The sequence below is a fragment of the Klebsiella sp. S69 genome (genome assembly GCF_016516145.1).
GTDB lineage: Bacteria > Pseudomonadota > Gammaproteobacteria > Enterobacterales > Enterobacteriaceae > Klebsiella > Klebsiella oxytoca.
In genome coordinates this window covers 127,393-139,338 of record NZ_JACVUU010000019.1, presented here as the reverse complement: position 1 = coordinate 139,338, position 11,946 = coordinate 127,393, and the positions used below count along the sequence as shown (strand labels likewise).

The window sequence follows — 11,946 nt, the reverse complement described above, 5'->3', positions numbered from 1 at the left end:
CAGATCCGTAAATTAATTGTCCCACGCGTGCGGGGCGAATAAATAGCCTTTATTGCGTACCGTTTTGATGCGATAAGGCTCAGTCGCGTTGTCGAGAAGCTTTTTGCGCAAACGCGAAATGGCGACGTCGACGCTGCGGTCCATACCATCGTAGCTTACGCCGCGCAGGTTTTTTAATAGCGCATCCCGATCCATAATTTGTCCTGCGTGGGTCGCCAGCTCCCATAACAGATCGAAATCCGCGGTGGACAACGCGACGTTTTCCCCGCTGAGCATAACCTGACGATTGACCGGATCGATACTCAGCGAACCAAAAGCGATCGCTTTATGCGGCGTCAGCGAGGAGGGGACGCCGCTACTGTCCTGGGGGGGGACATGCTGGCGCAAATGCAGACGCAGTCGGGCTAACAGCACTGCGGGTGGCGTTGTTTTCAGAATATAATCGCTGGCGCCCATTTCGAGCGACAGGATATGGTTCATATCGCTATCCAGTGACGTAAGCAGCACGATGGGCCCTTGCCACTGGCCGCGTAAATCCCGGCACAACGTCATCCCATCTTTACCAGGCAGCATGATATCCAGCAGCACCAGATCGGGCTTTTCGCGCGCGATAACCTCTTCGGCACGGTCACCGCGAGGCTCAACCACGACGTCCATATCATGTTTCCCGAGATAGGCCGCAATCAGCGCGCCTACTTCGGCATCATCCTCAACGAAAACAATTTTATTCATAGCGTGTATGCTTACACTCATCTCTGGCTGATTGAATTTGTTGTCCTTAGGCGCGGTCAGTGCCACGCTTAAGGCATCATCAGGGCGTAGCCCGTTAATTCACTGTTGCCATTGTAAACTATTCGGGCATCAATATGAGCTATGAGTTAGCGATGAAATTCGCTATGATGGCTGAATTCGCGCAATGATTGATCAGATTTATGCTTTGCCGCGCGTTTTGCGCATCGTGCTGGATGCGGGCAGGACTGGCTGAAGAGCTTCTGCCCGTACAAAATAGATGCTGCTAAATTAAGGTGAGATCGAAGCTGCCTTATTCCATGCTCTTTTGCCTGGCGCCGTAGGGGCAGAGGACGAATTTGCAGATGCTTCTTCGGTTGCAAATTAGCAGCGTTGGATTTTGATTGCCGGGGCACTGGATAAACTTTGTCAGCGTTGACCATAGCTTTTCGCTATAGGGAAAAGCATGAATAACCTGTAAGTCGCCGGGCTCACCGTTTATGAAGACGTCATCTTGCGTGATGTTAATAACCGAACCGATGTTCAAAAAATAATCTCCATTATACCATATAATTAATTTCAGATTTCTGGCACTGGCCGCAACTGAAAATCCTGTTCCAGTTAAAGGACATACAAGACTATTTTCAATATTCCACTCCATGCTAGACGCTCTCCAGTAATTCACGAGCATTTTCGCGTTGATAAATATAGTTTAATGAGTTTCAGAGGCTTTTGGATTGTGTATAACGCAGGTCCGAACATGAAGATTCCTTTAGCTGGTTCTTATTCAGGCTAATATAAAATGATTGCGGTTATATGAGTGTCTAATACTAGTAAAGATAATAGCAACAAGTAAAAGATTCGAAAAACTCGGCAGGAGTGAACTAATAAACTGAAATGCATGTTATGAACAGAATTATATTCTGCAATGGATATTGTGTTTAGATCGAAAGATCGTAAAATCAGTTAATTACGATCTTATTCACTGCGGTTGCTTTGATTAATGGCAAAGTATGCTTTTATATGAAATCGGTTTTATATTGATCTAAGTCAATAAATTGTGCCTTATTGTGCTCTTTTTCTCAAAAAAGGCTACGTGCGCTATTTAAGGTTATGCGCAAGTAGAATAACGCAAAAGCAAGCGATTAAGATGAAAAACCATCCATGTCAATAAATGGTTTCTACCATATTTAGTAGGTATTGATGTGTATCATTTAGTTCCAGATAATAGCTCTATTTAACGCACGATATAATTGATATTTATTTCTTTTGTAGGCCCGTAAAAACGCAAGGCCGGCGTTCAGGAAGGGGGCTTTGCCTGCGGAGGCTGCAAAAAAGAAAAACGCTAAATGGATGAGCAATAATGCTTGCGATAAATCTTAATCCGCTATAATGAACGAAAAATCGACTAATCCTTTACGCCTCGTTTGATAAAATAATTTATTTAAGCTCATGGGGTTAGCAGGCGTAAAATTAGCCGGAAATAGCAGACTCTGTTTCCTGGTAAATTGTCACTACGGCAAGCATTAATAACTGTTCATAAGGCATCAGAGTGATAGGCGAGGCCATTGTGATGATGGGATTCAGGGCGCTGGCGGATTCTGCGCCATGGTGTCTGCGTTTGCACATTTATCAACAGCGGGACTTAGGTTATGCTGCAGGTTCTTGTTGTTTAAATGTTAAGGCAAAGGAATGGGGCTGTTGATAAAAGCGCTGCTCGGCGCGCTGGTCGTCGTGTTGATCGGCGTACTTTCTAAAACGAAGAATTACTATATCGCCGGCTTGATTCCGCTCTTTCCCACTTTCGCCCTGATTGCGCACTATATCGTTGCCAGCGAGCGGGGGATCGAGGCGCTGCGAACCACCATCGTATTCGGAATGTGGTCGATCATTCCGTACTTTATCTATTTGCTTTCGCTATGGTATTTCACCGGCATCATGCGCCTGCCGTTTGCTCTGGCAGGCGCGGTGGTGTGCTGGAGCCTGTGCGCGTGGCTGTTGATTATCGGCTGGAGCCGTTTTCACTAGCGCAGATGTCGTCCGCCGTCGACGGCAAACGAGCGCCCGGTAACGTAGTGACTGCCGAAGAGATACTCGATCAGATCAACGATCTCTTTTTCACCCGGCGCGATTTTCATCAGCGATTTGTCGAGGGCCTGTTTGCGGTACTCCGCATCATCGCCTTCATTAAATAAAATCAGCGATGGGGCGATGGCATTAACTTTGATTTCCGGCGCCAGCTTGCGAGCGAACGAGCGGCTCATATTATCCATTGCCGCCTTGCTGGCCGCATAGGCAATATGCTTGTCGCTGCCGCGCTCCACGACGTAGTCGGTAATGTGAATAATATCGCTGGCGGCCTGTCCGTGACCGCGTAGCAGGCTCTCCAGCGCATGGTTGAGCAGGTAAGGGGCGTTGACGTGAATTTGCATCATGCTGGCGAGCACCGTGGTTAACGGGATCCCCGGTTTTTCAGCCATCCAGCCGCTGGCGTTATGAATGACGGCGCGCAGGCCGGCGGCGGCCTGCGCTTTTACTTCTTCGGCGAACGCCAGAATGCTGTCGTCAGTGCTGAAATCCGCGTGCAGACAAACGGCACCCGCATTACGCAGTTCGTCGATGGCCGGATACCATGTGCGGTAGCTGATCATAACGGGCTGCTGCCGGGCCAGAAAATGGCGAGCCAGGGCGAGACCGATGCGACGGCCTCCACCGGTAATCAGGATCGGGCGAGGCTGGATGTCAGCCATGGGTATCTCCTATGAGTTCAGCGGCAGGGTAACCGCTTACCCTACCAACATCCACGTTGCCGGTACGGCGGCAACCAGCAAAAAACCAATTAATGCCAGGTCACGGCGTTTAAGCGGGCGATCGTGCTGGTGTGTACGACGGGCATACAGGAACACCAGAAGACCCGGAGCGTAAAGTATCACTGACAACAATAAATGCACAGGGCCGGACGCATATAATAACCATAAGCCATAAATGCAGGCTCCGACGCCTACCGCCTTGTGCAGCGGGCGCCGGGCAATCTTCAGCAGAAATGCGCCGACCAGAAAATAAGGGACCAGAATCATCTCTGAGGCGATCGTCAGCAGCGTGTTGTAATCCGAGCCGGTCAGCCAAATCAATACCAGTGAAGCCTGCACGCTGATATTGGTGAGCCACAGCGAAGACGACGGCGCATTGTTTTTGTTGGTGCGCGCGAACAGACGCGGAAAGGCTTTATGGGTTGCAGCCAGATAGGGGACTTCCGCCGCCATTATCGTCCAGCTCAGGTAAGCGCCGCAGACGGAGATAATCAGCCCGGCAGCGATCACGATCTCGCCCCACGGGCCCATCATTTGCACCATCAGCCCGGCCATTGACGGATTGCGTATTTCCGCCAGCTCGCTCCGCGGTACGACGCCTAAAGAGAGAAGCGTCACCAGCAGGTAGACCGCCAGCGCGGAGAGTACCGCCAGCAGCGTTGCGCGTCCGACATCCCGTTTATTACGCGCGCGAGCGGAAACCACGACCGCGCCTTCCACGCCGATGAATACCCACAGGGTGATCAGCATGGTGTTTTTCACCTGCTCCCATACCGGCACGCCCAGCGCCAGACCGCTAAAATCAATCCGGAAGGTCTCCATGCGAAACGCAAAGGCGGCCAGCGCGACAAATGCGCCGAGCGGCAGCAGCTTGGCAAGCGTCGCGGCGAGATTGATACCCGCCGCCGTCTGGACGCCGCGCAGCACCAGGAAATGGACAATCCACAGCAGCGCGGATGCGCCGACGATAGCTTGCCAGGTGTTGCCATCGCCGAACAGGCGTAGCTCGGGAGTATCGGTAAAAAAGCTTAGCGCCGAGAACACGATAACCAGATAGGAAACATTCGCGATAACCGCGCACAGCCAGTAGCCCCAGGCGGAGCAGAAACCAATCAGTTCACCGAAGCCTTCGCGGGCGTAGGTAAATATGCCGCCATCGAGGTCGGGGCGGATGCGGGTAAGCAGCAGCATAGCGAAGGCGAGGAACAGGATCCCCACGCCGGTAATGCCCCAGCCAATCAGCAGCGCGGAAGGACTGGCGACGGCCGCCATGTTTTGCGGCAGACTGAATACACCCGCGCCCAGCATCGAGCTGAGTACCAGCGCGGTCAGGGCGCTAAGGCCCAGTTTCTTTTCCATGGCGTTCCCGAGGTGACAATCATCAATCTAAGAATATTTATTTGGCGGAATCGCATAAAAATGGAGGATTACGCTAAGGCGCGGGATTTTACGGAGTGTTTTGTATGCATGCAATGGAGATAAATGAAAAAAAAAGAAAAGGCGACAGATCGCCGCCTTTTTGTTCAGTTCAGACGCCGTTATTTATACAGGTCGGCGCTGATAGTGATGTTGCCACCGCGCTCCTGCCACTGGCGTGTGATGTGATAGTACTTCGCGCCTTTCTTCGCGGCGCGCTTAGCCGTCTGGTAGGAGATTTCCGTCATGTTACCGAAATTACCGGTGAACTTGATGCTGTCATAAGGAACCATCTGCGCGGCGGTAATTTTGTTCACTTCCTCAACTTTGGTGCCGTCCGGGAGCGTGACGGTGTAACGTCCACCTTTAGAGGATTGCGTTTCAAAGAAACGGCCTACGCCAGTGCCGGAACCGACCGCTGCGGTCGTCGCAACGCCCGGAATTTCCACTTTCTTAGCCGCTTCTCCGCCTTCTGCCAGCGCGGCGCGTCCGGCTTCAGAATCGGCCGGGATCGCATCCGGGCTTTGCAGAACGCGCTTTTTGGCATCCGCTTTGTAGATATAAGCGGTGATACGCTGGTTGCCGCCCTGGTTAGCATCAACCTGGCGCACGATAAAGAAAGAGGCGGCGCCCTTGGCCTTAGCCGCTTTAGTGATGGCGTCGTTGACTTCCGGCTGGCTGCGGTAGAAACCTTGCACGGTAACGGTATCGAACGGTTCCAGCTCAACGGCCTGGTCTTTCGGTAATTCCATCACGCCGTTGATAATGCGATTTTTAGGCGCGTCGGCCTGCGGGGCGTTTTCTTTATAAAAATCGGCCGTTACGCGCAGGTTGCCGCCGCTGCCAAAATCAGACGTGTCGACAACATAAAAGGAAGCTGCGCCTTCTTTGTCCGCTTTACGGGAAACTGCCTGCACGGCGTCGCCAATGGCGTTAAAACGACCGGTGACCACTACGCGATCGTAGGGCTTCAGCGCCGCCGCCTGCTCCGGGGTCAGCTCGGTCGCTGCGTGGGCAGACAACGCGGTTGTAGCCAGAAGAGCAGACGCCAGGAGTGAGTTCTTAAGCTTCATAAAAATAATCCTTTGCCTTGCGCAAACCATGTACTGGTGTTGTTGTTGACTGAAAACGTTTGATTATTGCATTTATCGTGAGTGACTGTCTGCGTCAATTTTCAGTTGTCGCTCTAAACGTATAGTGCAGAAATATAACATTTTTCGATATGTTGAAAAAACAGCCGCTTGACCAGCAAAATCGATAATCAATATCACTTTCATAAGTTAATGTAATGTTAATACTATGATCCAGATGGCGATAAATGGTGAATTAACCCCTCATCCAGGCGAATTATCAGGTGCTGGCATGAAAATGAGGTAAATATTGCTGCCTGACACGGTTAGCCGTGCGTTTTACCAATAAAATCAAAATTTCTGTTTTATCGCTGTAGATCACAATCGGTATTTTCAGTAGGTTATAAAAAGTTTGTTACTGTTTCATTTTTTCAGACATATGTTGCCAGGTGCGTTCATCCGCCTTCGCAACGGTCGTTTGTAAGAAAAGTAAACCATCATCAAAAACCGATGGAAGGGAAAACTATGCGTATTGGTGTACCAAGAGAGAGACTCGCCCTGGAAACCCGGGCCGCCGCAACGCCGAAAACGGTGGAGCAGCTGCTGAAACTCGGGTTCAGCGTCGCGGTAGAAAGCGGCGCCGGTAAACTGGCCAGTTTCGACGACGAAGCCTTCGTTCAGGCTGGAGCGGAGATCGTGAGCGGTAATGACGTGTGGCAGTCTGACGTCATTCTGAAAGTTAACGCCCCTGATGACGATGAAATTCTGCTGCTGAATCCGGGCACGACGCTGATCAGCTTCATCTGGCCCGCGCAAAATCCGCAGCTGATGGAAAAACTGGCGGCGCGGAATATTAACGTGATGGCGATGGATTCGGTGCCGCGTATTTCGCGCGCGCAGTCGCTGGATGCGTTAAGTTCGATGGCCAACATCGCCGGCTACCGCGCGATTGTTGAGGCCGCCCATGAGTTTGGTCGCTTCTTTACCGGGCAGATTACCGCAGCAGGTAAAGTTCCTCCTGCGAAGGTAATGGTCATCGGCGCAGGGGTTGCCGGGCTCGCGGCCATCGGTGCGGCGAACAGCTTGGGCGCGATTGTCCGCGCGTTCGATACCCGCCCGGAAGTCAAAGAGCAGGTGCAGAGTATGGGCGCCGAGTTCCTTGAGCTGGATTTTAAAGAGGAGGCGGGCAGCGGCGACGGTTATGCCAAAGTCATGTCCGAAGCCTTTATCAAAGCCGAGATGGCGCTCTTTGCCGCGCAGGCCAAAGATGTTGATATTATTGTCACCACCGCCCTGATTCCGGGCAAACCGGCGCCGAAGCTGATCACCCGCGAAATGGTTGACTCCATGAAACCGGGCAGCGTAGTGGTGGATCTGGCATCACAAAACGGCGGCAACTGCGAATACACCGTACCGGGCGAAGTGGTCACCACCGCTAACGGCGTGAAGATCATCGGTTATACCGATCTGCCGGGACGTCTGCCGACGCAGTCGTCGCAGCTGTACGGCACTAACCTGGTTAACCTGCTTAAACTGCTGTGTAAAGAGAAAGACGGCAATGTCGTTATCGATTTTGATGATGTCGTTATCCGCGGCGTTACCGTGGTTCGCGAGGGTGAAATCACCTGGCCCGCTCCGCCCATTCAGGTTTCTGCTCAGCCGCAGGCGGCAGCGAAAAAGGTTGAAGCGCCAAAAGCAGAGGAGAAACCGAGCTCGCCGCTGCGCAAGTATGCGCTGATGGCGCTGGCGATTATTCTGTTCGGCTGGCTGGCAAGCGTCGCGCCGAAAGAGTTTCTCGGCCACTTTACCGTCTTCGCGCTCTCCTGCGTGGTCGGTTATTACGTAGTCTGGAACGTCTCCCATGCGCTGCATACGCCGCTGATGTCGGTCACCAACGCCATCTCCGGCATTATCGTCGTCGGGGCATTATTGCAGATAGGCCACGGCGGCTGGGTCAGCTTTCTGAGCTTTATCGCGGTGCTGATCGCCAGCATTAATATTTTTGGTGGTTTCACCGTCACTCAGCGCATGCTGAAAATGTTCCGCAAAGGATAAGGGGTAACAAATGTCTGGTGGATTAGTTACAGCTGCATACATTGTTGCCGCGATTCTGTTTATTTTTAGCCTGGCGGGGCTTTCCAAACACGAAACCTCCCAGCAGGGCAACTACTACGGTATTGCCGGGATGGCGATTGCGCTGGTGGCGACCATTCTGGGGCCGGACAGCAGCAACGTCGCGTGGATCCTGCTGGCGATGGTCATCGGCGGCGCTATCGGTATTCGTCTGGCGAAGAAAGTCGAAATGACCGAGATGCCGGAGCTGGTGGCGATTCTGCACAGCTTCGTTGGCCTGGCGGCGGTGCTGGTTGGCTTTAACAGCTATCTGCAGCACGAAACCGGTATGGAACAGATTCTGGTCAATATTCATCTGACCGAAGTGTTCCTCGGCATCTTCATCGGTGCGGTCACCTTTACGGGGTCCGTGGTTGCCTTTGGCAAGCTGTGCGGCAAGATGTCCTCTAAGCCGCTGATGCTGCCGAACCGCCACAAGCTGAACCTGGCGGCGCTGGTCGTATCCTTCCTGCTGCTGATCGTCTTCGTGCGTACCGACAGCATTGGCATGCAGGTGCTGTGCCTGCTGGTGATGACCGTCATCGCGCTGGCCTTTGGCTGGCACCTTGTGGCCTCCATTGGCGGCGCGGATATGCCGGTGGTGGTGTCAATGCTGAACTCCTACTCCGGTTGGGCGGCGGCGGCGGCGGGCTTTATGCTCAGCAACGACCTGCTGATTGTCACTGGTGCGCTGGTGGGTTCTTCCGGTGCGATTCTGTCTTATATCATGTGTAAGGCGATGAACCGTTCGTTCTTCAGCGTTATTGCCGGTGGTTTTGGTTCTGACGGTACGGCGTCCACAGGAGATGAAGAAGTGGGCGAGCATCGCGAAATCAGCGCTGAAGAAACCGCTGAGATGCTGAAAAGTTCCCAGTCGGTCATTATCACTCCGGGCTACGGCATGGCGGTTGCGCAGGCCCAGTATCCGGTAGCGGAAATCACCGAACGACTGCGCGCGCGCGGAATCAAAGTCCGGTTTGGTATTCATCCGGTCGCCGGACGTCTGCCGGGCCATATGAACGTCCTGCTGGCGGAAGCGAAAGTCCCGTATGACATCGTGCTGGAAATGGACGAGATCAACGATGATTTCTCCGACACTGACACCGTGCTGGTTATCGGCGCTAATGATACCGTTAACCCGGCGGCGCAGGACGATCCGGGCAGCCCAATCGCCGGTATGCCGGTGCTGGAAGTGTGGAAAGCGCAGAACGTGATTGTATTCAAGCGTTCAATGAACACCGGCTATGCAGGTGTACAGAACCCGCTGTTCTTCAAAGAGAACACCCACATGCTGTTTGGCGATGCCAAAGCCAGCGTCGATGCGATTCTGAAAGCGCTGTAGAGTCAGGTCTTTTAAAACCTGTGCTTCTTAAGCCGTCTCTTCTGAGACGGCTTTTTTATATAGCCAGCGAAGCCATGATTTGCTCATAAAATCATCAGTTCAGAGTGATATAATACGCCTGTTTTTCACCCAAACTGAGGATATTATGGATACCGAGTTAACCCCCACGCAACTGGCTATCGAATTTCTGCGTCGTGACCCCGCTGCACTAACCCCCGCGCAGTATCTGAAAAAGCTGAAACTACTGGAACTTGAGTTTGCTGATTTGATGGCGCTCTCATCCATGGAGCTTAAAGAAGAGATCGATCACGCCTGGCGTTTAGGTATCCACTAACGTTTTCGTTACCGATATAGCTGTTGAAATAAGGGCCATGAGGCCCTTTATTTTTGCTATCGACATTGCAAAAAAATCCCCCGCGCGGGCGGGGGATGATTGTTATGACAGCGATAAACGGCGCTGGTTAATCGTCTTCTTCGTCATCAAGCTCAACCGGCGTCTGATACTGATCCGGTTTCAGCGCCAGCAGATCGCAGCGCAGGTGGTCGATTACCTGTTCAGCGGTATTGCCGAGGAAAGCTGCTGAAAGCCCGGTACGGCCAATCGTACCCAGCACCACGATCCCCGCCTGGAGATGCTCCGACAGGTCTGGAATGACCTCTTCAGGTAACCCTTTTTCAACATGAGTACGGTTTTCATCGATGCCGAATTTCTGCCGCAGCGCTTTCATGGCCAGCAGGTGCTGGCCGCGAATGGCGTCGTTGTAGACGCTGGGGTCAAAATCCGGTAGCTCAATGGCAATATTGATAGGCGTAACCGGATAGGCGCCCACCAGATGGACCTCAGTATGGTTAACCTGTTCCGCCAGCTCAATGGTTTCTCTTACCAGCTTTTCATTGAGCGCGTTGTGGTAGTTCTCTTCACTGGCGAGATTAACCGCCACCAGCGCTTTGCCGCCTTCCGGCCACGGCTGATCTTTAACCATCCAGACCGGGCACGGACATTTGCGCAGCAGATGCCAGTCCGTAGGCGTGAAAATCACCGCTTCCAGCTTGTCGTGCTGATGCGCCATCTTCAGAACCAAATCATGCTTCTCGCTTATGATTTCCTGAATAATGGCTTCGAAGGGGCGGTTATGCCACACCACTTTGATGTCAATGGGTACGCCGGACTCAATATAAAATTTGGCCTGCTCGCGAATCCAGGCGGTACGCTGCCCGATTACGCCCTGGCGCATAGCGGTACGCTCGTCCGGGGAGAGCAGTGTGGTCATTTCATAGGAAAAATCATAGATCGGCAAAAAGGCTTTGATGCGTCCACCAATCCGTTGGTGCAGATACACCGCACGCCGCAATGCAGGCTGGTCGTCCTGATTGGGGTCGATTACTACCAGCATGTTCTGATACTTCGCCATACAGGGTCTCCTTACAACTGTAACTACAGTCTGTAATTAAAAAGATAACCTATATGGATGAAATGAAACAGGGGATAAGCCTGGCCAGATCAACAAATGAGAAAAAAATTCGCGATCTGGCCGGATAGGAAGGAACTGTCAGGCGACGTTGCGGGCCTGACCAGCAAGCTGCGCCAGCAGGTCGCTGTTTTCGATAGTGATGTATTTTCCTTTAACCGCCAGCATACCGCTTTTCTGGAAACGACCCAGCAGGCGGCTGATGGTTTCAACCGTCAGGCCCAAATAGTTGCCGATATCGCCGCGCGTCATGGTGAGGCGGAACTCTCGCGGGGAGAAACCACGCTGTGCAAAACGGCGGGACAGGTTGTAGATGAAGGCCGCCAGGCGCTCTTCTGCGTTCTTTTTGGAAAGCAGCAGGATCATATCCTGATCGCCTTTGATCTCACCGCTCATCAGACGCATCATCTGCTGACGCAGATTCGGCATCTTGCCGGATAGGTCGTCGAGCGTTTCGAACGGAATTTCGCAGACCATTGAGGTTTCCAGCGCCTGAGCAAAGCTCGGGTGGTGGCCGGTGCCGATAGCGTCAAAGCCGACCAGATCGCCCGCCAGATGGAAACCGGTGATCTGCTCATCACCCTGTTCGGTAATGGTGTAGCTTTTAATGGTGCCAGAACGAATTGCATACAGCGATTTCAGCTCATCACCGGCTTTGAACAAGGTCTGTCCTTTCTGGATAGGCTTTTTCCGCTCGATAATGTTATCAAGCTGATCAAGCTCATGCTCGTTCAGAGTAAAAGGGATGCAAAGCTGGCTAATGCTGCAATCCTGGCAATGGATTGCACAACCGCCAGACTGAATGCGTCGTATAATTCGCTTTTCCGGGATCATAAGTCTGCTCAGGCTTTAATTGATATTGGTCAATTTTAACATCTTTTTGGTGAGCAGGTAAGCCTCGAACCTCTGAAACACGTAATATTAAGAGGGTAAATCCATTTTGTTAGTTATCCATTTGATTATTAATAGGTTATCTGGCTAATTTGGATTGTAAAGTT

At 52.3% G+C, this 11,946-nt stretch carries 11 protein-coding genes; 4 read left to right on the top strand and 7 right to left on the bottom strand.

Features of this window, described 5'->3' with window-relative positions; genetic code table 11:
* Nucleotides 1–12: 12 nt before the first annotated feature.
* Together rstA and iraM are read right to left on the bottom strand one after the other, a co-directional pair.
* Nucleotides 13–732, bottom strand: coding sequence for a two-component system response regulator RstA (gene rstA, locus IAE27_RS19105; RefSeq protein ID WP_004102597.1), 720 nt, complete (start codon nt 730–732; stop codon nt 13–15).
* A gap of 310 nt (nt 733–1,042) precedes the next feature.
* Nucleotides 1,043–1,390 carry an anti-adapter protein IraM gene (gene iraM, locus IAE27_RS19100; protein WP_004102595.1) on the bottom strand — a complete coding sequence of 116 codons (348 nt, stop codon included), beginning with the start codon at nt 1,388–1,390 and terminating at the stop codon, nt 1,043–1,045.
* Nucleotides 1,391–2,421: 1,031 nt separating this feature from the next.
* Here iraM and IAE27_RS19095 point away from each other — a divergent pair.
* Entirely contained in the window at nt 2,422–2,757 is a 336-nt protein-coding gene (locus IAE27_RS19095) for a GlpM family protein (protein ID WP_004102593.1), read from the top strand.
* Here IAE27_RS19095 and folM read toward each other — a convergent pair.
* From folM to ydgH, 3 genes are all read right to left on the bottom strand, one after another.
* Entirely contained in the window at nt 2,754–3,479 is a 726-nt protein-coding gene (gene folM / locus IAE27_RS19090) for a dihydromonapterin reductase (protein ID WP_016810119.1), read from the bottom strand. The genes IAE27_RS19095 and folM overlap by 4 nt on opposite strands.
* A 36-nt stretch (nt 3,480–3,515) precedes the next feature.
* Nucleotides 3,516–4,898 carry an amino acid permease gene (locus IAE27_RS19085; protein ID WP_016810120.1) on the bottom strand — a complete coding sequence of 461 codons (1,383 nt, stop codon included), beginning with the start codon at nt 4,896–4,898 and terminating at the stop codon, nt 3,516–3,518.
* 179 nt (nt 4,899–5,077) lie between these two features.
* Nucleotides 5,078–6,028 (bottom strand): DUF1471 family protein YdgH, encoded by a 951-nt coding sequence (gene ydgH / locus IAE27_RS19080; protein ID WP_004102587.1) that lies wholly within the window; start codon nt 6,026–6,028, stop codon nt 5,078–5,080.
* 522 nt (nt 6,029–6,550) lie between these two features.
* Between ydgH and pntA the strand changes: the two genes are divergently transcribed.
* The 3 genes from pntA to IAE27_RS19060 all read left to right on the top strand — a co-directional run bounded on the left by pntA (nt 6,551) and on the right by IAE27_RS19060 (nt 9,813).
* Nucleotides 6,551–8,080 (top strand): Re/Si-specific NAD(P)(+) transhydrogenase subunit alpha, encoded by a 1,530-nt coding sequence (gene pntA / locus IAE27_RS19070; RefSeq protein ID WP_070557515.1) that lies wholly within the window; start codon nt 6,551–6,553, stop codon nt 8,078–8,080.
* A gap of 10 nt (nt 8,081–8,090) precedes the next feature.
* On the top strand, nt 8,091–9,479 hold the full coding sequence (pntB, locus tag IAE27_RS19065; RefSeq protein WP_004102583.1) for a Re/Si-specific NAD(P)(+) transhydrogenase subunit beta: 1,389 nt from the start codon (nt 8,091–8,093) through the stop codon (nt 9,477–9,479).
* Between the two features lie 145 nt (nt 9,480–9,624).
* Nucleotides 9,625–9,813, top strand: a complete 189-nt coding sequence (locus IAE27_RS19060) for a YdiH family protein (protein ID WP_004102581.1) — start codon at nt 9,625–9,627, stop codon at nt 9,811–9,813.
* Between the two features lie 127 nt (nt 9,814–9,940).
* Here IAE27_RS19060 and uspE read toward each other — a convergent pair whose 3' ends face one another.
* Nucleotides 9,941–10,891, bottom strand: coding sequence for a universal stress protein UspE (gene uspE / locus IAE27_RS19055; protein WP_004102579.1), 951 nt, complete (start codon nt 10,889–10,891; stop codon nt 9,941–9,943).
* A gap of 138 nt (nt 10,892–11,029) precedes the next feature.
* Nucleotides 11,030–11,782, bottom strand: coding sequence for a fumarate/nitrate reduction transcriptional regulator Fnr (gene fnr / locus IAE27_RS19050; protein ID WP_004102577.1), 753 nt, complete (start codon nt 11,780–11,782; stop codon nt 11,030–11,032).
* Nucleotides 11,783–11,946 lie beyond the last annotated feature (164 nt).

What these genes read in the sequence shown, in the direction of transcription:
- rstA (WP_004102597.1), bottom strand. Translation starts at nt 732, where the DNA reads ATGAATAAAATTGTTTTCGTTGAGGATGATGCCGAAGTAGGCGCGCTG.
- iraM (WP_004102595.1), bottom strand. Translation starts at nt 1,390, where the DNA reads ATGGAGTGGAATATTGAAAATAGTCTTGTATGTCCTTTAACTGGAACA.
- IAE27_RS19095 (WP_004102593.1), top strand. Translation starts at nt 2,422, where the DNA reads ATGGGGCTGTTGATAAAAGCGCTGCTCGGCGCGCTGGTCGTCGTGTTG.
- folM (WP_016810119.1), bottom strand. Translation starts at nt 3,479, where the DNA reads ATGGCTGACATCCAGCCTCGCCCGATCCTGATTACCGGTGGAGGCCGT.
- IAE27_RS19085 (WP_016810120.1), bottom strand. Translation starts at nt 4,898, where the DNA reads ATGGAAAAGAAACTGGGCCTTAGCGCCCTGACCGCGCTGGTACTCAGC.
- ydgH (WP_004102587.1), bottom strand. Translation starts at nt 6,028, where the DNA reads ATGAAGCTTAAGAACTCACTCCTGGCGTCTGCTCTTCTGGCTACAACC.
- pntA (WP_070557515.1), top strand. Translation starts at nt 6,551, where the DNA reads ATGCGTATTGGTGTACCAAGAGAGAGACTCGCCCTGGAAACCCGGGCC.
- pntB (WP_004102583.1), top strand. Translation starts at nt 8,091, where the DNA reads ATGTCTGGTGGATTAGTTACAGCTGCATACATTGTTGCCGCGATTCTG.
- IAE27_RS19060 (WP_004102581.1), top strand. Translation starts at nt 9,625, where the DNA reads ATGGATACCGAGTTAACCCCCACGCAACTGGCTATCGAATTTCTGCGT.
- uspE (WP_004102579.1), bottom strand. Translation starts at nt 10,891, where the DNA reads ATGGCGAAGTATCAGAACATGCTGGTAGTAATCGACCCCAATCAGGAC.
- fnr (WP_004102577.1), bottom strand. Translation starts at nt 11,782, where the DNA reads ATGATCCCGGAAAAGCGAATTATACGACGCATTCAGTCTGGCGGTTGT.